The following is a 20,153-nucleotide window of genomic DNA, read 5'->3' on the forward strand; positions in this document are numbered from 1 at the left end:
TGTAAAGGGTCTTTTACATCAGGAAAAAGCAATGAAACGCTATTACATGGAAATGGGCGCCGCAGCAGCGCTGTACTCGGTATTGCTGATCCTGTCGGTCATCCTGCTCAAGAATCAGCAGGAAATGGCAATGGCGCTGAAGATCGTCATCACGCTGTTGCCGGTGATTCCTGCGGGGCTGATGTGTTGGGCGGTGGTGCGCAACATGCGCACGCTGGACGAAATGCACTTGCGTATCCAGTACGAAGCGCTCGGTTTTGCCTTTGCCGCTTCGGCATTGCTGACCTTCACTTACGGCTTTCTGGAAAATGTCGGCTTTCCACACGTGTCCTGGGTCTGCGTGTGGCCCGTGATGGGCCTGATGTGGATGATCGGGCTCAGGCTGGCCAAGCGGCGCTACCAATGAAAAACCGTCTCAAGGAACTGCGTGCCGAACGCAAGTGGTCGCAGGTCGATCTGGCGGCGTTGTTGAATGTTTCGCGGCAGACCATCAATGCCATCGAAAATGGCCGCTATGATCCCAGCCTGCCCTTGGCATTCCAGATTGCCCGGGCATTTGCGCTGCCTATCGAGCAAATTTTCGATGACGAGTTCGCCGGCTAATCTCACTCTTCAATCAGGCAACTGCCCATGAGCCATAAGGAAACCCTCGCCAAAGTCCTGCTCGGCCCGGTGTTGCTTGCGCAAGGTATTTACACCAGGCGAATGACGCCGCGGCTGCCGGAAGCCGAAGGCGAACGCCAGGGCGAGGCCGGCAGCGGCGACGTTCTGCGCTTGCTGATTGTCGGCGACAGCGCCGCGGCGGGGGTGGGTGCGGCGACTCAAGGTGAAGCGCTCAGCGGTCGGCTGGTCGAGCGCCTGGCCGAGGATTATCAGGTGTCGTGGAAACTCTGGGCGCGCACCGGTCTGGATTCGCAAGGGTTGCTGGAGCTGCTCGAACAGCACGCCCCCGAGCCGTTCGATGTGGCGATGTTGTCGATTGGCGTCAACGATGTCACCAGTTCGCTCACCCTGGATCAGTGGCTCGCTCGGCAACAGCGCTTGATGACGCTGTTGTGCGACAGGTTCGCGGTGAGGCAGATTGTGGTGTCGCCGCTTCCACCGATGCACCTGTTCCCCGCCCTGCCGCAGCCACTGCGCTGGTTTCTGGGGTTCAGGGCGCGTCGCTTCAACGCACATCTTGCGGATCTGGCCGCCGGCGTGGATCAATGCACGATACTGACCACCCCGCTGGCGCCCGAACCGGGCTTGATGGCCAGCGATGGTTTTCATCCGGGACCGATGCTTTATCGTCAATGGGCCGACGATGCCGCCAGGGTTATCGATCAACGCTTTCGCACCACAACAATAAAAACAGGAGTTGAAGATGTCTGAGCTGAACCTGAACCCCAATGTCGCAGCGTCCCTGAAGCAGTGGCACGCAATGCTCGGCAACCGCGACTTGAGCGCGTTGCCCGAACTGCTCGATCCGCAGGCGGTGTTCCGCTCGCCGATGGCGCACACGCCGTATCCGGGGGCGCCGGTGGTGTCGATGATCCTCAACACAGTCATGAACGTGTTCGAGGATTTTGCCTATCACCGCGAGCTGGCGACGGCGGATGGCTTGAACGTGATTCTCGAATTCAGCGCCCGGGTCGGCGAGAAAGAGCTCAAGGGCATCGACATGATCCGCTTCAACGAACAGGGCAGGATTGTCGAGTTTGAAGTGATGGTGCGGCCGCTGAGTGGCTTGCAGGCGTTGGGTGAGGAAATGGGGCGGCGGTTGGGGGCTTATCTGAAGGCAAGCAAGGCCTGATTTATCTGATTCAACAAATACCCCTGTGGGAGCGGGCTTGCTCGCGAAGGCGGTGAACCAGTCGATAGAGATGTTGACTGACACTCCGCTTTCGCGAGCAAGCCCGCTCCCACAGGTGTTGTGTACAGCCTGGAGGCTTTACACCATCGGCTGATGACTGGTCACGCAGTGAATGCCGCCACCGCCCGCGGAGATCGCGTCGATGTCGAGCTGCACCACCTTGCGGTCCGGGTAGAGTTCGGACAGCAGGTCGAAAGCCTTGGCATCCGCTTGCTTGTCGCCGAATTGCGGCGCAATGATCGCGCCGTTGATCACGAAGTAGTTGATGTAGCCGGCGGCGAAGTCCTGGTTGTCCTTGCTGAACTGGCTGTTGCGCGGGTTGAGCGGTGGCGAAACGGTATGCACCTGCAATTTGCGGCCATCGGCATCCGTGGCGTTTTCCAGGATCTGCAGATGGGCGCGAGTGACCTTGTAGTCGTAGGACTCGGGGTCGTTGTCGAGGTTGGCGATCACCACCCCGGGCTTGACGAAGCGCGCATAGAAGTCGACGTGGGCGTCGGTGATGTCCTTGCCCTTGATGCCCGGCAGCCAGATGATTTTGCGCAGGCCCAGGCGTTCCTTCAGTTCCGCTTCGACCTCGGCCTTGCTCCAGTCGGGGTTGCGATTGCGGTTGATCCAGCTGCTTTCGGTCATGATCCCGGTGCCGTGGCCGTCCACTTCGATGCCACCGCCCTCGCCCACCAGTTCGCTGCGCTGGTACTCGGCCTTGGCGTTTTGTGCGACCTGGGCGGCCAATTGCGCATCGTCCTCATGCTGCTGTTTGTTGCCCCAGCCGTTGAAGTTGAAGTCCACGGCGTCGAGGTTGCCGTTGTCATCGACGACAAAATTGGCGCCAATGTCGCGCATCCAGATGTCGTCCAGTTCGGTGATCACGAAGGTGGTGTTGCGGCTGCCGCATTTGGCTTCGGCCAGGCGCCGTTCGCTCTGGCGACAGAACACCGTGACCGGCTCGTACTCGGCGATGCTGCGGGCGATCCGGCCAAGGGCGTCTTGCACGTGGGGCGTGAAGTCCTCCCAGATCGCGGCCTGAGCCCCGAAGGCGATGAAGGCCCGCTGGTGTTTTTCACCTTCATCGGGCATGTACCCCTTGCCTTTGCCGGCCGCGCGCACCGGCAGAGCGGAAAAGCCCAATCCCATGGAGACTACTGCGCCCAGCCCGGCGATGACCGATACCTGCTTGATGAATGTTCGACGTGTCGGCATGTGTTTTCCTGAAATCCGGGGTTTGGCCGGCCCGCGGGCCGACCGGTGATCAATTGACGGTAGCGGTCTTGAACTTGGTCCAGGTGCGCATGCGTGCCCGCATGTCGGCCTGGGGAATGTCCTTGCCGGGAATCAACCGCGCGTAGGTGGCTTCATCGAGGTAGATGTCCGGGTTGTTGCGCATCGCGGCATCGACGTCCGGCCTTGCCTTGGCGTTGGAGGTCGGGTAGCCGGTGAAGTTGCTGATGGCCGCCATGTTTTGCGGGCGCATCACGAAGTTGATGAACGCGTAGGCATATTCCGGGTGCCGGGCGTCGACGGGAATGGCCATGGTGTCCATCCACACCGTGGTGCCTTCGCGGGGAACGCGGTAGTGGAAGGTGGTTTTCTTGCCGGCGCTGTCGGCCGTGCGCTGCGCCTGGGTCATGTCGCCGCTGTAGCCGAGGGACATGCACAGGTTGCCGTTGACCAGATCGGTCACCGGTTGCGACTGGAATTTGCGCACGTACGGCCGCATCTTCATCAACAACTCACTGGCCGCCGCCAGGTCCGCCGGTTTGCCGCTGCGCGGGTCGCGGCCGAGGTAGTTGAGCACCACCGCCAGCACTTCGTCCGGCGAGTCGATCATCGAGATGCCGCAATCGGCAAACTTCGCCGCCAGCTCCGGCTTGAACAGCATGTCCAGGCTGTTGACCGGTGCGTCCGGCGCACGCTGGGCGATCTGTTCGGCGTTGTAGGTCAGGCCGATGGTGCCCCAGGTGTAGGGGACTGTGGCTTTGCTCGAATGCTCATAGTGCGAGCGCAGTTTCTGCAACCCGGGCTCGACGTCGTTCAAGGCGCTGATTCTGGACTGATCCAGCGGTTGCAGGCTGCCTGCGCGCACCAGGCGTTCGGCCACGGTGTCGCCGGGGAAAATCAGGTCGTAACCGCTGCCGCCGGCGAGCATCTTGGCTTCCAGGGTTTCGCTGCCGTCCATGACGTCGTAGATCACCTTGATCCCGGTTTCGGCGGTGAACTTGCTCAGGGTGTCCTCGGCAAAATAGTCGGCCCAGTTGTACAGCCGCAGGGTTTTCTCCTCGGCGTGCAACGCAGGCATCGCACAGGTCAGCGCCAGCCCCATGGCCAGGCAGAGCTTGTTGATCGTGTTCATGTCACACCCCTTGGGTTGCCCAGCGTGAGTGGATCTGACGACCGTCCTGGGTCAGCAAGGCGCCGTACATGTCCGGACGGCGGTCGCGATAGATGCCCCAGGTCAGGCGGTCTTCGCGCATGGCCGCCAGGTCCAGGGTGTGGACCAGCACGCCGGTGCTGTCGCGGTCGGCTTCGGCGAGCAACTTGCCCTTGTGATTGCAGATGAACGACGAGCCGTAGAAGCTCATTTGCAGGGTCGGGTCGGTGGTCGCCGCTTCCCGGCCGACACGGTTGGCCGCCACCACCGGCAGCAGGTTGGCGGCGGCGTGGCCGCGCATGGTCATCTGCCAGTGATCGCGGGAATCGAGCGTGGCGCAGCCAGGCTCGGAGCCGATGGCGGTCGGGAACAACAACACTTCGGCGCCCATCAAGGCCAGGCAGCGGGCGGTTTCCGGGAACCACTGGTCCCAGCAGATACCCAGGCCGATGCGCCCGAACGCGGTGTCCCAGACCCGGAACCCGCTGTCGCCGGGGCTGAAGTATTCCTTCTCCTGATAGCCGATGGCGTTGGGGATGTGGGTCTTTCGATACACGCCCAACAGGCGTCCGTCGGCGTCGGCCACGCTCAACGAATTGAAGTAGGCATTGCCGGCCTTCTCGTACCAGCTCAGCGGCAGCACCACGCCCAACTCTTTGGCCAATGCGGCAAAGCGCTTGAGCACGTGGCTGTCGCGATACTCCTCGGCCAGGGCCAGGTGCTTGTGGTGTTGCTCGATGCAGAAGTACGGCGTGGCGAACAGCTCCTGCAACAGGATGACCTGCGCGCCCTTGGCCGCGGCCTCGCGGACCAGTTGCTCGGCCTGGTCGAGGTTGTGTTTCAGGTCCCAGGTGCAGGGCATTTGCGTGGTGGCGATGGTCAACAGTGTCATGGCATCAACCCCGCACCGGCCAGGCCGGCTGTTGCTGGGTGATGCAATGCACACCGCCGCCGCCATGGGCCAGATGGTTGATCCGCACCGGCACCACTTCACGACCGGGGAACGCCTGCGCCAGCACTTGGGCAGCGACCTTGTCGGCATCGATGCCGTAGGCCGGCATGATGATCGCGCCGTTGGCGATGTAGAAATTGGTGTAGGAGGCGCAGAACACTTCGGCCTCGGTGTCCACCGCATCGGTGGCTTCATAGAGTTCGATCAGCTCGAATTTGCGTCCTTGAGCGTCGATGGCCAGTTCAAGGGCGCGACGGTTCTCCCGGGCGACTTCGGCGTACACCGATTGTTGGTCGTGGGTGGCGTCCACCAGCAACACGCCAGGGCGGGCGAAGGCGCACACGCCATCGACGTGGCCGTCGGTCATGTCACCGGTCACGTAGTCCGGATCTCCCGGCAGCCAGATGGTTTTCTTCACGCCCAGCAGGCGGGTGAAAATCTCTTCGATCTCGGCCTTGGTCACACCCGGGTTGCGGTTGGGGTTGAGCAGCACCGACTCGGTGGTGATCAGTGTGCCCTCGCCGTCCACATGAATGGCGCCACCCTCGTTGCTCAGCGCCGTGCCGAAACACTCCAGGCCCAGATGGTTGAGCGCGCGGCGGGCCAGGCTTTCGTCCAGTTCGTGGGCCGACTTGCCGCCCCACGCATTGAAGCGCCAGCTCACACCGGCCAGGCCTTGCTGCGGGTGGCAGACAAAGCTCGGGCCGGAGTCGCGGCACCAACTGTCGTTGACCGCCAGTTCGATCAACTCGATGTTCGGCCCGCACAAGGCTTTGGCGCTGGCGACCGCTGATGGATCGACCACCAACTTCACCGGCTCGAAACGGGCGATGGCGTTGGCCACGCGGGCGAAGTCCTCTTGAACCTGGGGCAGCGTCACCCGCCAGCCCGACTCCCACAGGGCCTTGTTGTGCGGCCAGACCATCCAGGTGGCGGCGTGGGTGACCCATTCGGCCGGCATCGTCCAACCGCTGTTTTGAATACCGTTCTGCTGCATGACAAGTACCTCTGAGTTAAGTCATTGTGTTCAATGAAAACGCCCTTGGCGGTCTTGGCATGCATGCTACGGCTGGTAAAACGGGCAAACAAACGATGGATTTTGCAGGCAACTGATTAGAGGAACTTATCGATATGCTCAAACACTGGCCGCCCCTGAGCACCCTGCGCGGCTTCGAAGCCGCCGCCCGGCTGGGCAGTTTTCACAAGGCCGCCGAAGAGTTGCACCTCACCCAGTCGGCGATCAGCCAGCAGATCCGCAGCCTTGAGGCGTACCTGGAGCAACCGCTGTTCTATCGCAGTGGGCGCAGCGTCAGCCTGACCGATGCCGGTCACGATCTGCTGAGCACCACCCAGGCGTTGTTGCAGCAACTGGCCGTGGGCATTCGCCGGCTGGGGCAATACCAGAAACCCAATCAACTGGTGCTCAACACCACCCCGGCGTTTGCCCGGCACTGGTTGTTGCCACGCCTGGGGGATTTCCGTCGCCAGCATCCGCAGGTCGATCTGTGGATCTTCAGCACCGATGAGGTGCCGGACATGGCCAGCCAGACCATCGACCTGGCGGTGCGCGACGACATCAGTTCCCAGGCCGAGTGCAGTTTCAAGGTGCTGCACGCCGACCGCCTCTATCCGGCGTGTCACCCGAGCCTGTTGGCGCTGCCAACAGAACGGCGCACCACCCTGCATGGCGAGCGGGAAATGGACTGGAGCCACTGGGCGGTGGAATCGGGCATCGATGTGGGGCAGATGGATCAGGGGCTGAACTTTTCCGATCCGGGGCTGCTGCTGGACGCCGCCTGCACCGGGCTCGGCATTGCGCTGGTGAGCCAGTTGCTGAGTCGGCAGGCGCGGGCCACCGGGCTGTTGCAGCCGATGGTGGAACAAACCATCCGCGGCCCGAACTGGGCGCTGCTGACCCACCGTGACAGCGAGAACACGGCGATGGCGCGCAGCTTCACTCAATGGTTGGTGGAGAACCTGGGGGAGTGATTACTGCGCCGGAAATGTTTGCAGATAGGCCAACAGGTCTTCAATTTTTTCCGGATCGCTCAGGCCCCAGAAAATCATGCGCGTGCCGGGGACGACTTTCTTCGGCGCTTCGAGGTAGGCGATCAGGGTTTCGCGATCCCAGACCAGGTTGGCGGATTTCATCGCGTCGGAATACACGTAGTCCGTGGTGACGGCCGAGTGGCGACCGATCACGCCATTGAGCTGCGGGCCGAAGAAGGCACGAGCCGATTCGCCGATCTGATGGCAGCCGCTGCAGAGACGCTTGAACACTTTCTCCCCGGCCTGGACATCGCCTGCAGCCAGGGTGGGAGTGCTGAACAGGCCGACGCTGAGCGCCAGGGCGAGAGTCAGGGCGGCGATTTTCTTCATGTTGCGGTTCCAGTCTGCGAATGCTCGCTATTGGAACATGCAGGCCGGGGATACCCCAAGTGGTCAAATGGACGCAATCCCCTGTGGGAGCGGGCTTGCTCGCGAAGGCGATAGTCCAGTCACCTACGATGTTGAATGTGAAGGCCTCTTCGCGAGCAAGCCCGCTCCCACAGGGACTTGTGCATGGCTTACTTTTTGTTGAGCTCAACAGCCGCCTGAATCAACGCCGTCAGCGCCTTTTCATCGATCTGCTCGCCCTCGCGAACATCGATGGCTCGTCGGGTATTGCCTTCAAGGCTTGCATTGAACAGCTTCGACGGGTCGTCCAGCGATGCGCCCTTGGCGAAGGTCAGCTTGACCACTTGCTTGTAGGTCTCGCCGGTACAGAGGATGCCGGCACGGGACCACACCGGCACGCGCCACTTCCACTCTTCGATCACTTCGGGGTCGGCCTGCCGGATGATCTTGCGCAGGCGGGCCAGGGTTTCGCCGCGCCAGTCGGCCAGTTCGCGGATTCGCTCGTCGATCAGTGCCGAGGCTTCGCTTGATTCAACCTTGTCCGTTTTCATCACCGTCTGCACCCTCATCATGATGGTTGTGACCGATGAGGGTAGACGCTGTTGGCGGGTTTTCACGGTGACGAACCTCAAGCCCGGCGCTGAAGGCCAGGAAGACGGCAGGGACAGGACGCCGATCCGACAAGCGCCCTTGCCACAATTGTTCATTTGTCATCGAATTGTCATGCACCGACAGCCATACTCAGCTCATCCAATGCGTGCTTTAACTTTCTGCTGCCTCTCCCGGCGGCTTTTTTTTGCCTGAAATGGCGCTTACAGGCATTCCTGCGCCGCACGCTCGAAACTGGACGGCACGAAGGTCGACGCCAGCAGCTTGCGCTCGTACAGGAACACCTTGCCGCCGTTCGGGGCCTTGTAGGTTTCAAGCACGTTGTCCGCCGCCACTTTGCTCGATACGACGATCCGGTAGCTGCGCTGGGTCTGCGACACCGTGGGCGCCAGTGCATCGTGCTGCAACTTCGGCACCACGCAATGGGTGTACGCCTCGGGCGACTTGCTGGTCTGCAAGGTCAGCGTCGGATTGTTCGGCGTGGCACAACCGGCCAGCAACAGCGAGGCGAAGGCCAGGGTCGGGGCAAAAAAAGTGCGCATGAATCAGGTCCTGAAAAGCAATCTACGGTGAATGGGCTTGCCCGCCGTTCAACGGACGTCGGGATGGTTAATTTGTTGCTGCGGTCAATCCGGCGGAGACCAGCGCGCTCAACGACGCATCGAACTGTTTCAACGCGGTCAGTTGCAGCTCGCGTTGCTGTTCGATTTGCGCGGCAATCTCGGGCGCGGTCTTGTCATGCACCCACACCGACGGCAGCTGTTTTTCCACCGTGCCTTCGGCCTTACCGATGTATTGCAGGCTGGCGTCGTAGAACCGCGCGGCGAAACGCGCCTCGACCCGATCGTTACGCTGGGTCAGCAACTGGTTGTGGGTATCGAGCATCACCACCACATCGGGATGAGCCTGCACCAGGGCATCGAGGTTGTCGTAGACCGTCACCGACAGAAAGGTCTTGTGCAACGAACTCAGCAGCCAGTCGATGGCCAGCTGCGGATCGGAGCTGTCGACGAAGGCCTGGCGAATTCGCGCATCCAGTGCGTTCTTCGCGCCGTTCAAGGCCACCGAGTGGTATTGCTCAAGGTATTGCAGGTTTTCCACGGTGTTTTCGCTGTAGAGCACCCCGACCGTCTGACCGTATTGCAAGCCGCCCTGGCTACCGGTGATGGGTGGCAGGTGGCAGGTTCGTGCGTCCTCGGCAAAGGCCGATGCGGTAGACGCAACGCTGCCCAGCAACAGGGCAATCACAGCCAGTCGGGTCAAGATTTTCATCGCGCAGGTTCCTTGAGCAGCGTGTTCAATGCCGGCAATTTTCCGCCTTTGCGCAAAAAACAGAACTTGCGATGCTTGATGGTGACTATTGACTGAACCAATAGTGCGGCGGCGCCAGCACAGGCCTCTGGCGCAAACTTACCGGTCAATGTCGAACAAGCGGCTGTGCCGGGCGCCCACTGTTGATTACAGTGGCGACGCCCTCAAAACCTGATCAAGGAGCGAAACAATGGTGACCTGCTACCTGAAATACGTGCTCGACCCCTACCAGCTCGACGCCTTCGAGCACTACGGCAAGTTGTGGATCCCCCTGGTGGAGAAGTTCGGCGGCCAGCACCACGGCTACTTTTTGCCTTCGGAGGGCGCCAACAACATCGCCCTGGCGCTGTTCACCTTTCCCAGCCTGGCGGCGTACGAACATTACCGGCAGCAATCGATGAACGATCCTGAGTGCATCGCGGCGTTCAAATACGCCGAAGACCGGAAATTCATCCTCAGCTACGAGCGTTCGTTCATGCGGCCGGTGTTTGCCTGAAAGGCTTGCTGACTCAGTCTTTTTTCAGATCCAGGCAGTAGGTGTAGTAACCGGGGTCGCGCACCCAGCCCAGGGACTCATACAGGTGCTGGGCGGTGAAATTGTCGGTGGCGGTTTCCAGGGTCATGCCTTTGCCACCGGCCAGCCTTGCAAAATCCCTGGCGGTGTTCATCAGCAAGGTGCCGACGCCTTTGCCCCGGGCCGCGGGCGTGGTGAACAGGTCACCTAGCAGCCAGGTGCGATGGGCATCGATCGAGGAAAAGGTCGGGAACAGCTGGACGAAGCCGAGGTTTTCTCCGTCGGCGTCCCGGGCAAGAAAAATCACCGATTCATCCCGGGCGATGCGCTCGGCGATGAAGGCGCGCGACTGCGAAAGGTTCGACGGCTGCTTGTAGAACATCCGGTAAGCGTCAAACAAAGGGGCGATCTGGTCGATGTGCGATGCGTCGGCGCGCAGGGCTTCAATAGCCATGAGGGTGCTCCATTGCGGTCTCAAGGATTTACAGACTAGCAATGGAGATGCACAAGGCAAGATCAAAAGATCGCAGCCTGCGGCAGCTCCTACATTGGAATGTGTTTCCCTGTAGGAGCTGCCGCAGGCTGCGATCTTTGCTTGTGGATCAGACCCGCACGTTACGCCCTGGCAACGATGTACGCTGGCTGCTTTCCCAACCTTCCACCAACCCCACCGGCACATCCGCTGACGGCAGCATCTGCACGCCACGCACCAGGTCGGACGCCCGCTCAGCCAGCATGATGGTCGGCGCATTGAGGTTGCCGTTCGGCTCGGTCGGGAACACCGACGAATCGATCACCCGCAGACCGGCGATGCCGCGCACGCGCAATTCGGAATCAACCACCGCCATGTCGTCCTCGCCCATGCGGCATGAACCGCAGGGATGGTAGGTGCTTTCCAGGTTGTCGCGCACGAAGGCATCGAGGTCTTCATCGCTGGTCACCTGCGCGCCGGGGGCGATTTCGCCGTCGCGGAAGCGGTCCATGGCTTTCTGGCCGATGATCTCGCGGGTCAGGCGAATGCAGCGGCGGAAGCCTTCGCGGTCCTCTTCCCGCTCCAGATAGTTGAAGCGAATCTCCGGATGCTCGTACGGGTCGGCCGAGCGAACCCGCACGTAACCACGGCTTTTCGGTTTGTTGGGACCGGTGAGCACCATGAAGCCATGGCCCTTGATCGGTTTGTTGCCGTCGTAGCGCATCGCTGCCGGCAGAAAGTGGAACTGGATGTCCGGCCAGCGCAGGCCTTTTTCGGAGCGAATGAAGCCACCGGCCTCGAAGTGGTTGGTGGCGCCCAGGCCGTCCTTGAACAGCAGCCAGCGCAGACCGATCATCAGCTTGCTCAGCGGGTCCATCTTGCTGTTGAGGGTCACCGGTTCCTTACAGCCGAACTGGATGTACACCTCGGCGTGATCCTGCAGGTTCTCCCCTACCCCCGGCAGGTCATGGCGCACGCCGATCCCGGCCTTGCGCAGGACGTCCGCCGGGCCGATGCCGGAGCGTTGCAGCAGGTGCGGCGAGCCAATGGGCCCGGACGAGATCAGCACTTCGCGGTTGCAAAGCACCTGGTGGGTCTGGCCGCCGTGGTCATACATGACCCCCACCGCACGTTTGCCTTCGAGGATGACCTGGCGGGTCATCGCGTGAGTGATCACCGTCAGGTTCGGACGGCCCATGGCCGGACGCAGGTAGGCATTGGCCGTGGAGCAGCGCACGCCGTTTTTCACGGTCATGTGCATGGCACCGAAACCCTCCTGCATGTAGCCGTTGCAGTCTTCGGTCTTGATGTAGCCCGCCTCCGCGCCGGCTTCGACCCAGGCCCCGTACAGCGGGTTTTTCATGTGGTTGCCGTTGGTGGTGTGCAAGGGGCCGGTCTGCCCGCGATAGCTGTCGCCGCCCGACTCATAGCTCTCGGCACGCTTGAAGTACGGCAGGCAGTTGCGATAGCCCCAGCCTTCGGCGCCCAGGGATTCCCACTCGTCGAAATCCAGCGCATGGCCCCGGATGTACACCAGGCCGTTGATCGAAGACGAACCGCCCAGCACCTTGCCCCGTGGGCAGTGAATGCGCCGGCCGTTGAGGAAAGTCTCCGGCTCGGTCTCGTAGCGCCAGTTGTACTTCTTGGTGTTCATCGGGATCGAGAAGGCACTGGGCATCTGGATCACTACGCTCTTGTCGCTGCCGCCGAATTCCAGGACCAGCACCGAGGTGGCCGGGTCTTCGCTCAGGCGGTTGGCCAACACACAACCTGCCGAGCCTGCGCCAATGATGATGTAGTCGTATTTTTGCGTGGTCATGCTTATCTCCCGACCGTCGATTCAGTGAATACCGGCAGTGGCTGCTGTTTGTGGGTCAGCGTGTCGCCGGTGGTGTATTGCGGGGAAGTTTTTTCGATCTGCTGGATCACCGCTTCTTCGCGCTTGAGGTCGATCGAGCGGCTCAGCCAGTAGTACGCCAGGCCCGAGACGATCAGCCCGACCAGCCAGGCGATGTCGATGCTGCCCAGTGCCTTGGCGAGCGGGCCGACATACACCTCACGCTGCTCAACGCCGTCGAAGATGTAGAAGAACGGAATCATCGAGATAAAACCGATGGCATAGGCGGCGATGCCGCGCAGCCCCCAGCTGCCATAGATGTTGCCGTGGGGCATGAAGAAGTGCGGGATGGCGTAGCGGCCTTTGCGCACGAAGAAGTAATCGGTGAGGTTGACCGAGGTCCAGGGCACCAGGAAGTACAGCATCACCACCAGGTAGATCCCCAGCACCGACAGGCCTTTGCCCGAACTCTGGATGCTCAGGGCCACGCCCAGTTGCAGCAGGATCACGAAGCCGATGGCCAGGATGCGTGCCTTGCGGGTGGGTTCGATGTGCTTGATCGAGTCGACGCAGGTCAGCGTGGTCAGCTTGGCGCTGTAGATGTTCATCGCGATCACCGGCAGGAACGCCAGGATGGTGACCACCACCACCGCCGTGCCCATCAGTGGCGACACGGTGTTGCCGACTTGCCCCAGGGCCACCAGCACGTCAGTGGTATGCAGGTGATCGGCCAGCCAGCCACCCACGGAAATCATCCATGCACCGGACAGCGAAGCCCCGAGAAACACCACGGCGATCAGCTTGCCGCTGGAAGTGTTTTTCGGCAGGTAGCGCGAGTAGTCCGACACATATGGCGCATAGGCGATGTTGTAGCTGGCGGCCGCCGCAAACTGCGCAATGAAACCGGTCCAGTTGAAGCCCAACGGCTCACGGGCCACTTCGCCTTGCGCGAGTGCCGGCAGCACCGCATCCGGCACCCAGCCCATCAGCACCGCCATGGTCACCAGGCCATACAGCGGCAACGACAGGAACAGCGCCCATTTGAAGCTGCGGTGCATCCAGTCATGACCGAGGATCGCCAGCACCGCCGCCGGGATGGTCACCGCCACCGCGATCACCGCGGGGCTGAAACCGAACAGCGTGTGCAACCCCTGCATCATCAACACCAGGTTGACGATGTTGAAGCCGGCGAACACGAACAGCGTCGCCAGCAGCACCAGGATCACCCCGCGATAACCGAACTGCGCGCGGGACTGGATCATCTGCGGCAGGCCCAGGTGTGGGCCTTGCGAACCGTGAAACGCCATGAACAGCGTGCCGAACATGATGCCCAGCGTGCCGGCGAGCGTGGTCCAGAGCGCGGTCAGGCCGACGCTCGGGCCGACGAAGCCGATGGTCATGGTGAAGAAGGTGAAGTTGCCGAGGAACCAGAACGGGCCCTGGCTCGACAGTTTGTCGGTGCGCTCGTTCTCGGGGATGAAATCGATCGAATGGCTTTCGACGACGGGTTTGTCATCGAGGCCGGACACGCTCGGGGCTGACTTGGCGTTAGTGTTCATGATGGTCTCTTATTGTTGGAAGATCATGACGAGATAACCGCGTTCTTTCGGGGGGAACGACTCCCGGGGCGCGTCCTTGCCGTTCCCGAATTTCAAAGGTGCAATTGCTTTCAACTTTGGCGCAAAACCTGTGGGAGCGAGCTTGCTCGCGATGGGGGCGTGACATGCAACATTGATGTTGGCTGACAGTCCGCTATCGCGAGCAAGCTCGCTCCCACAGGGATTGCATTGTTCCTTGTCTTAACTGATCAGCATCAGCCTGGCAGCGTGATCCAGACTGCCTTGGTTTCGAGCAGGTAATCGAGCTGCTCGGCGCCCAGGTCCTTGCCGAACCCGGACTGCTTGTAGCCACCGAACGGCATCGACGGATCGAGGGTGCCGTGGGCATTGACGTAGACCGAACCGGCCTTGAGGCGCGGGATCAGGCTGTGCACTTTGCCCAGGTCGTTGGAATACAGTGCGGCAGCCAGGCCGTAAGGCGAGTCGTTGGCCAGGGCCAGGGCCTCTTCTTCATCGTCGAAGGGTGCGGTGACCAGCACCGGGCCGAAGATCTCTTCCTGGACAATGCGCATGTCGTTGCGGCAATGGGCGAAGATGGTCGGCTCGACGAAGAAGCCAGGGCCATCGACCGCTTGTCCGCCGTAGACCAGTTCGGCGCCTTCGGCCTTGCCGGTCTCGATGTACTCGGTCACGCGCTGCTTTTGCAGGGCCGAAACCAGGGGGCCGATGAAGCAGTCCGGGTCCAGGCCCGGGGCCATTTTCAGGGTGCGCGTGTAGGCAATCAGCTCGCGCAGGAATTGGTCGTAGACACTGCTATGAATATAGGCCCGTGTACCGGCGTCGCATACCTGCCCGGAGTTGAAAAACACGCCGTTGGCAACCGCTTGGGCGGCGGCCGGGATGTCGGCGTCGGCGCAGACGATGACCGGTGATTTGCCACCGAGTTCGAGGGTCAGGCGCTTCATGTCATCCAGCGCTGCGCGGCCGACAGTCTGGCCGACCGGGGTCGAGCCGGTGAAGGTCAATTTATCGATGCCGGGGTGGGTGGCCATGGCCGCACCGACCACACTGCCGCGCCCGGTGACGATGTTGATCACGCCGTCGGGGATGCCCGCTTCCTGCACCAGTTCAGCGAAACGCAGGGCCGACAACGAGGTCAGTTCGGCGGGTTTGACTACCACTGTGCAACCGGTCGCCAGGGCCGCACCCAGCTTCCAGGCCATGGTCTGCAGCGGGAAGTTCCACGGCACGATGGCGCCGACCACGCCGACCGCTTCCTTGCGGGTGTAAGCCAGGTAATTGCCCGGCAACGAAGGTTCGACGGTACGGCCGTGCAGCTTGGTGGCCCAGCCGGCGAAGTAACGCAGGGTATCGACGGTGCCCTGGATGTCCACTTCCTTGGCGAAGGCCACGGATTTGCCCATGTCGATGGATTCGATTTCCGCCAGTTCGGCAGCGTTCTGTTCGATCAGGTCGGCCAGGCGTTGCATCATGCGCTCGCGCTCGGCCGGTTTGGCCTGGCGCCAGGCGCCGCCGTCGAACTGCGCGCGGGCGGCTTGCACGGCGCGGTCCAGGTCATCGGTGGTGCCCATGGGAATGCGGGTGATCAGGCCTTCGGTCGAGGGTTCGATCACATCGGAAGTCTGGCCGTCGCTGGCTTCGACCCAGGCGCCGCCGATGAACATTTTCTGGACCTTGCTGAGGAAGGTCTGGGTGGCTTCGCTGACGCCGAATTTCTGCAGGTAACTCTTGACGATCGTGTCCATTTTTATTCTCTCTGCCCGGCAGTCAGGTCCTGCCGGGGCTCTGGTTTCTGAGCTTTTTGGTTTCGATATCAGGCTGGAGTGGTTTCGCTCTCGGCGGCCGCACGCACCTTGCCGCGCTCGTGGAAGATGAAACCGATGCTGTTGAGCAGCAGTTGCGCGGCGAGGATCGAGGTCATGCCGGTCGGGTCGTACACCGGCGCCACTTCCACCAGGTCCATGCCGACGATGTTGCCCTTGCTGCGCTTGGCCAGGGCCTGGATGATTTCCAGCACTTCGTAGTAGAGGAAGCCGCCGTGGCTCGGGGTGCCGGTGCCGGGGGCGATGGACGGGTCGAAACCGTCGATGTCGATGGTGATGTAGTAGTTGATATTCTGCGGGATCAGCGCCAGCACACCCTCGACGCCGAGGCGGCGCACGTCGCGCACCGAGAGGATTTTCGAGCCGGCTTCATGGGCCGCTTCGTAGTCGTCACGGTTGGACGAGGACACGTTGCGGATGCCCATCTGGGTCATGCCGACGATGTGGTTCATTTCGGATGCACGGCGCAGCGGGTTGCCGTGGCCGTAGCGCACACCGTGGCGCTCGTCGACGAAATCCAGGTGCGCATCGAAGTGGATGATGTGGATCGGGCCGCGGCCTTCGAAGGCCTTGATCACCGGCGCGTGCACCGAGTGGTCGCCGCCGAGCACCACCGGCATCACGCCGGCATCGAGGATCTTGCGCACGGCGTATTCGGTGTTCTTGTTGCTGGTAGCCATGTCGGTGTGGACGATGTCGGCATCACCGACGTCGACCATGCGCACATCCGATGCGGTGAGGTACATCACGTCATCTTCGTGATCGTAGGCGCCGGCGTGGCCGAAGGAAAACAGCGTCGATGCTTCACGAATCCCGCGGGGTCCGAAGCGTGCGCCGGAACGCCACTGGGTGCCCATGTCGTTGGGCACGCCCAGCACCGCGACGTCGGCATCCAGTGCATCCCAATCGGTGCACACCGGGGATTTGCCAAAGGTGCAATGACCCACGAATGGCAGGTTCAGGCGACCGGATTCATAACCGTTGTTCGACATTTCTAGCCTCTCCACTTCTTGTTATCGGCCTGGCGGACTGCAAGGCGACCGCCGTTGGAAAGACTATGGGCGCAGGTTTTCGTGGAAAAAATGCTAAACATCAGATACTCATATCGGCATTCCCGATGCGTCCACAGGCCGGAGGTCCAAGATGATCCAGCTGCACGATGTCGACCTGAAACTGCTCAGGGTGTTTGCCACGATTGTCCGCTGCGGCGGCTTCTCGGCCGCGCAGGCGGCGCTGAATGCCGGGCAGTCGACCATCAGCGAGCAGATGACCCACCTGGAAACCCGCCTGGGGGTCAAACTCTGCCAGCGCGGGCGCAGCGGCTTTCGCCTGACCGAACAGGGCGTGGCCATTCATGAAGCCACCCAGCGCCTGCTGTCGGCGGTAGAAAACTTCTGCATGGACGCCGACGTGCTCAAGCAGCACATCAGCGGCAAGCTCAACCTGGGGATCATCGACACCACGATCACCGACCCCGACTCGCCGATCCCGCGCACAACCCAGCGCTTCGTCTCACGGGGCCACGACGTTCACCTGAACGTGTACGTCGGTACCCCGGCGGAACTCGAGGAACGGGTGCTCGACGGTCGACTCCATCTCGCCATCGGGCACTTCCCGATCCATGTGCCGGGGCTCCTGCAATCGCCGCTGTACCAGGAAGCCCTGGGCTTGTATTGCGGGCGGCGCCATCCGCTGTTTGGCAGCCAGGCTGAAGGTGAGGAACTGCTCGAAGAAGTCGCTGCCGGGCGCATCGTCGTGCGTGGCTACATGCAGCAATACGACCTCGAACACCTGGGCGTGAGCAAGGCGGCCGCCACCGTCGATAACATCGAGGCTTCGGCCATCCTGATCATCTCCGGCGCCTATGTCGGATTCCTGCCCGAGCACTTCGCCAGCCAGTGGGTCAAGAGCGGCGAGATGCATCAACTGGCAGCCGCGAGCCTGCGCCTGAAGTCACCCTTCGACGTGATCACCCGGCGCGGTACGGCACCGCCACCCATCCTCCAGGCGTTCCTTGAGGACCTGGCCGCCAGCGCCCGTAAAACCGCCAAGCCGTGATATGGCACTCGCCAAATTGAAATTTTGCCGGGCATACTGATTTTAGTTCGCCAACCTTGCAGGCCCGTCATGCGCATCCACGTCACCTTCATCGACCGCGTCGGCATCACCCAGGAAGTGCTGGCCCTGCTCGGTGGACGCAGTTTCAACCTGGACGCCGTGGAGATGGTCCCGCCGAACGTCTACATCGATGCGCCGACGCTCGGCGCCGAGGTGCTCGAAGAGTTGCGCGAAGCCCTTTTCGATGTGCGCGGCGTGCAGGCCGTGACCCTGGTCGACATCCTTCCGGGGCAACGCCGGCGCCTGCAACTGGACGCCTTGCTGGCCGCCAGTTCCGACCCGGTGCTGGCAGTGGATGACCGTGGTCATGTGCTGCTGGCCAACCCGGCGCTGATCGCCCTGTGCGGCCGCGAACCGGCCGGTGAGTCGCTGACCGCCCTGTTCGACGATGCCGACTTGCAGCGCACCCTGATCGCCCATCATTTCCGCCTGCCGATGCACGAGGTCAGTCTCGGCGGCCAGACCTTGCTCCTCGACGCCATGCCAATCACCGACGCCGGCGCCCTGCTCACCCTGTATCAACCCAATCGCATCGGCGAACGCCTGTCGGCGCTGCACCACGACCATGCCGAAGGCTTCGATGCGCTGCTCGGCGAATCGCCGCCGATCCGCGCGCTCAAGGCCCGTGCGCAACGGGTCGCAGCATTGGATGCGCCACTGTTGATCCAGGGTGAAACCGGTACCGGCAAGGAGCTGGTGGCCCGTGCCTGCCATGCCATCAGCCCACGGCACGACGCGCCATTCCTGGCCCTGAACTGCGCGGCACTGCCGGAGAGCCTCGCTGAAAGCGAGCTGTTCGGCTACGCCCCCGGCGCCTTCACGGGTGCGCAACGGGGCGGCAAGCTCGGCCTGCTGGAACTGGCCGACCAGGGCACGGTATTCCTCGATGAAGTGGGAGAAATGTCGCCCTATCTGCAAGCCAAGTTGCTGCGTTTCTTGAGCGATGGCTGCTTCCGTCGGGTCGGTGGCGACAAGGAAGTACGGGTCAACGTGCGGGTGCTCAGCGCCACCCACCGCGACCTGGAAAAAATGGTCGCCGAAGGACGTTTCCGCGAAGACCTGTTCTACCGCCTCAACGTGCTCAACCTGCAAGTGCCGCCGCTGCGCGAGCGCGGTCACGACATCCTGCTGATGGCCAATCACTTCATGCAACAGGCCTGCGCGCAGATCCAGCGGCCGGCCTGTCGTTTGGCACCGAGCACTTTCGACGCCCTGCTCGGCAACCGCTGGCCGGGCAACGTGCGGCAACTGCAAAACGCGATCTTTCGCGCGGCGGCGATTTGCGAAAATCCGCTGGTGGACATCGACGACCTCGACATCGCCCGCACCGCCGTCGAGCGGCAAAACGACGGTGAAGTGGGCAGCCTGGAAGAGGCCGTTGGCGACTTTGAAAAGAACCTGCTGGAACAGCTTTATCGCAGCTACCCGTCCAGTCGGTTGCTCGCTGCACGGCTGCAGACGTCCCATAGCGCCATCGCGATTCGCCTGCGCAAGTACGGCATTCCCGGCAAGCCCTGAGTTATCTGTCAGAACACATTGTCACCGACAACACATTCCCCTGTGGGAGCGAGCTTGCTCGCGATGAGGGAGTGTCAGTCAATATCAATGTGACTGTCATGCCGCTATCGCGAGCAAGCTCGCTCCCACAGGGGACTAAGTCGTGCGCAAGATCGTCGTTCGCAAATCGATACAGCGTAGCGAAATCAAGACAAAACCTTTCCCACCCGCAATTACGGCGTCTGCGCCCACTGCCCTGTTTGCCTGTATTGATTTCAATACGGACGAAATCTCTCACGCTTAATAAAATCACATCAAGCCATTGATTTAAAACAACTAATAAACCTTGGCACCGCCCTTGCTATCACTCCTCCAACCCCGCTCGTCGCCCCGCCACGAGCCTTAAAACAATAAGGAGTTGATATGAGCCAATTGCGTTTTACCGTCGATCACGAATGGTTGCGCCTTGAGAGCAATGGCCTGGTCACCGTCGGCATCACGGCATTTGCCCAGCAGGCGCTGGGGGATGTGGTGTTCGTTCAGGTGCCTGAATTGGGCACCTTTGGTGCCGGCGCTGAAGTGTCGGTGCTGGAGTCGGTGAAAGCGGCCAGCAGCATCGGCATGCCGCTGGACGGTGAGGTTGTCGAGGTCAACGACACGCTGGAGAGCAGCCCGGAACGGGTCAACGAAGACCCGTTGGGCGAAGGCTGGTTCTTTCGCTTCAAACCGGTCGATGTCGAGGCGTTGAGCGACTTGCTGGATCAAGACGCCTATGCACGCCTGACCGCCGAACACGCCGACGCTTGAAGCCCCCACG

At 61.8% G+C, this 20,153-nt stretch carries 22 protein-coding genes and 1 pseudogene; 10 read left to right on the plus strand and 13 right to left on the minus strand.

Translation table 11 applies throughout. The features are described 5' to 3' along the window. The first annotated feature begins 31 nt into the window (after positions 1 to 31). From KW841_RS27210 to KW841_RS29850, 5 genes and pseudogenes are all read left to right on the plus strand, one after another. Positions 32 to 406, plus strand: coding sequence for a hypothetical protein (locus tag KW841_RS27210; protein WP_218480428.1), 375 nt, complete (start codon positions 32 to 34; stop codon positions 404 to 406). Beyond that, complete coding sequence (locus KW841_RS27215) at positions 403 to 603, plus strand: helix-turn-helix transcriptional regulator (protein WP_218480429.1); 201 nt, start codon at positions 403 to 405, stop codon at positions 601 to 603. Before KW841_RS27210 ends, KW841_RS27215 begins: the two co-directional genes overlap by 4 nt. Before the next feature lie 27 nt (positions 604 to 630). Beyond that, positions 631 to 1,374 carry an SGNH/GDSL hydrolase family protein gene (locus tag KW841_RS27220; protein WP_218480430.1) on the plus strand — a complete coding sequence of 248 codons (744 nt, stop codon included), beginning with the start codon at positions 631 to 633 and terminating at the stop codon, positions 1,372 to 1,374. Continuing rightward, the gene (locus KW841_RS27225; RefSeq protein ID WP_102699154.1) at positions 1,367 to 1,795 is read left to right on the plus strand and encodes a nuclear transport factor 2 family protein; all 429 of its coding nucleotides are present in this window, start codon (positions 1,367 to 1,369) and stop codon (positions 1,793 to 1,795) included. Before KW841_RS27220 ends, KW841_RS27225 begins: the two co-directional genes overlap by 8 nt. 25 nt (positions 1,796 to 1,820) lie before the next feature. After that, positions 1,821 to 1,913 (plus strand): annotated as a pseudogene (locus KW841_RS29850) (metal ABC transporter ATP-binding protein); the annotation flags it as partial. 20 nt (positions 1,914 to 1,933) lie between these two features. On the opposite strand, the gene KW841_RS27230 reads toward KW841_RS29850, so the two are convergent. The 4 genes from KW841_RS27230 to KW841_RS27245 are packed head-to-tail and all read right to left on the minus strand — an operon-like array spanning position 1,934 to position 6,175. Next, positions 1,934 to 3,058, minus strand: a complete 1,125-nt coding sequence (locus KW841_RS27230; protein WP_218480431.1) for an agmatine/peptidylarginine deiminase — start codon at positions 3,056 to 3,058, stop codon at positions 1,934 to 1,936. A gap of 49 nt (positions 3,059 to 3,107) precedes the next feature. Continuing rightward, positions 3,108 to 4,208, minus strand: coding sequence for an extracellular solute-binding protein (locus KW841_RS27235; RefSeq protein ID WP_218480432.1), 1,101 nt, complete (start codon positions 4,206 to 4,208; stop codon positions 3,108 to 3,110). Position 4,209: 1 nt separating this feature from the next. Then, complete coding sequence (gene aguB / locus KW841_RS27240) at positions 4,210 to 5,118, minus strand: N-carbamoylputrescine amidase (RefSeq protein ID WP_007980688.1); 909 nt, start codon at positions 5,116 to 5,118, stop codon at positions 4,210 to 4,212. A 4-nt stretch (positions 5,119 to 5,122) separates the two neighbouring features. After that, entirely contained in the window at positions 5,123 to 6,175 is a 1,053-nt protein-coding gene (locus tag KW841_RS27245) for an agmatine/peptidylarginine deiminase (RefSeq protein WP_218480433.1), read from the minus strand. Positions 6,176 to 6,309: 134 nt separating this feature from the next. Here KW841_RS27245 and KW841_RS27250 point away from each other — a divergent pair, with 134 nt between their 5' ends. Beyond that, positions 6,310 to 7,167: a LysR substrate-binding domain-containing protein gene (locus KW841_RS27250; protein ID WP_218480434.1), complete on the plus strand. Its 858-nt coding sequence runs from the start codon at positions 6,310 to 6,312 to the stop codon at positions 7,165 to 7,167. On the opposite strand, the gene KW841_RS27255 is transcribed toward KW841_RS27250, so the two are convergent. From KW841_RS27255 to KW841_RS27270, 4 genes are all read right to left on the minus strand, one after another. Then, positions 7,168 to 7,557, minus strand: coding sequence for a cytochrome c family protein (locus KW841_RS27255; RefSeq protein ID WP_218480435.1), 390 nt, complete (start codon positions 7,555 to 7,557; stop codon positions 7,168 to 7,170). It abuts the gene before it with no gap. Positions 7,558 to 7,745: 188 nt separating this feature from the next. Further along, the gene (locus KW841_RS27260; RefSeq protein ID WP_218480436.1) at positions 7,746 to 8,126 is read right to left on the minus strand and encodes a DUF1801 domain-containing protein; all 381 of its coding nucleotides are present in this window, start codon (positions 8,124 to 8,126) and stop codon (positions 7,746 to 7,748) included. A 261-nt stretch (positions 8,127 to 8,387) separates the two neighbouring features. Then, entirely contained in the window at positions 8,388 to 8,726 is a 339-nt protein-coding gene (locus KW841_RS27265; RefSeq protein ID WP_218480437.1) for a hypothetical protein, read from the minus strand. Between the two features lie 67 nt (positions 8,727 to 8,793). Further along, entirely contained in the window at positions 8,794 to 9,456 is a 663-nt protein-coding gene (locus KW841_RS27270; protein ID WP_218480438.1) for an ATPase, read from the minus strand. A gap of 229 nt (positions 9,457 to 9,685) precedes the next feature. On the opposite strand from KW841_RS27270, the gene KW841_RS27275 reads away from it, so the two are divergent. Then, on the plus strand, positions 9,686 to 9,991 hold the full coding sequence (locus KW841_RS27275) for an NIPSNAP family protein (RefSeq protein WP_218480439.1): 306 nt from the start codon (positions 9,686 to 9,688) through the stop codon (positions 9,989 to 9,991). A gap of 13 nt (positions 9,992 to 10,004) precedes the next feature. On the opposite strand, the gene KW841_RS27280 is transcribed toward KW841_RS27275, so the two are convergent. The 5 genes from KW841_RS27280 to speB form a co-directional block, all read right to left on the minus strand. Next, positions 10,005 to 10,463 (minus strand): GNAT family N-acetyltransferase, encoded by a 459-nt coding sequence (locus KW841_RS27280; protein ID WP_218480440.1) that lies wholly within the window; start codon positions 10,461 to 10,463, stop codon positions 10,005 to 10,007. A gap of 148 nt (positions 10,464 to 10,611) precedes the next feature. After that, positions 10,612 to 12,300 (minus strand): choline dehydrogenase, encoded by a 1,689-nt coding sequence (gene betA, locus KW841_RS27285; protein WP_217835674.1) that lies wholly within the window; start codon positions 12,298 to 12,300, stop codon positions 10,612 to 10,614. Positions 12,301 to 12,302: 2 nt separating this feature from the next. Beyond that, on the minus strand, positions 12,303 to 13,877 hold the full coding sequence (locus KW841_RS27290) for a cytosine permease (RefSeq protein WP_218480441.1): 1,575 nt from the start codon (positions 13,875 to 13,877) through the stop codon (positions 12,303 to 12,305). A gap of 254 nt (positions 13,878 to 14,131) precedes the next feature. After that, positions 14,132 to 15,643, minus strand: a complete 1,512-nt coding sequence (locus KW841_RS27295) for an aldehyde dehydrogenase (RefSeq protein ID WP_218480442.1) — start codon at positions 15,641 to 15,643, stop codon at positions 14,132 to 14,134. Between the two features lie 68 nt (positions 15,644 to 15,711). Beyond that, positions 15,712 to 16,713, minus strand: a complete 1,002-nt coding sequence (speB, locus tag KW841_RS27300; RefSeq protein WP_008049320.1) for an agmatinase — start codon at positions 16,711 to 16,713, stop codon at positions 15,712 to 15,714. A 151-nt stretch (positions 16,714 to 16,864) separates the two neighbouring features. Between speB and KW841_RS27305 the strand changes: the two genes are divergently transcribed. The 3 genes from KW841_RS27305 to gcvH all read left to right on the plus strand — a co-directional run bounded on the left by KW841_RS27305 (position 16,865) and on the right by gcvH (position 20,143). Next, positions 16,865 to 17,779: a LysR family transcriptional regulator gene (locus tag KW841_RS27305; protein ID WP_102699166.1), complete on the plus strand. Its 915-nt coding sequence runs from the start codon at positions 16,865 to 16,867 to the stop codon at positions 17,777 to 17,779. A 69-nt stretch (positions 17,780 to 17,848) separates the two neighbouring features. Beyond that, positions 17,849 to 19,357 carry a sigma-54-dependent transcriptional regulator gene (locus tag KW841_RS27310; protein WP_218480443.1) on the plus strand — a complete coding sequence of 503 codons (1,509 nt, stop codon included), beginning with the start codon at positions 17,849 to 17,851 and terminating at the stop codon, positions 19,355 to 19,357. A gap of 402 nt (positions 19,358 to 19,759) precedes the next feature. After that, positions 19,760 to 20,143, plus strand: coding sequence for a glycine cleavage system protein GcvH (gene gcvH / locus KW841_RS27315; RefSeq protein WP_218480444.1), 384 nt, complete (start codon positions 19,760 to 19,762; stop codon positions 20,141 to 20,143). The last annotated feature ends 10 nt before the right edge of the window (positions 20,144 to 20,153 follow it).

Origin of the sequence: Pseudomonas sp. PDM28, from assembly GCF_019219115.1 — a bacterium.
Taxonomy (GTDB): domain Bacteria; phylum Pseudomonadota; class Gammaproteobacteria; order Pseudomonadales; family Pseudomonadaceae; genus Aquipseudomonas; species Aquipseudomonas laurylsulfatiphila.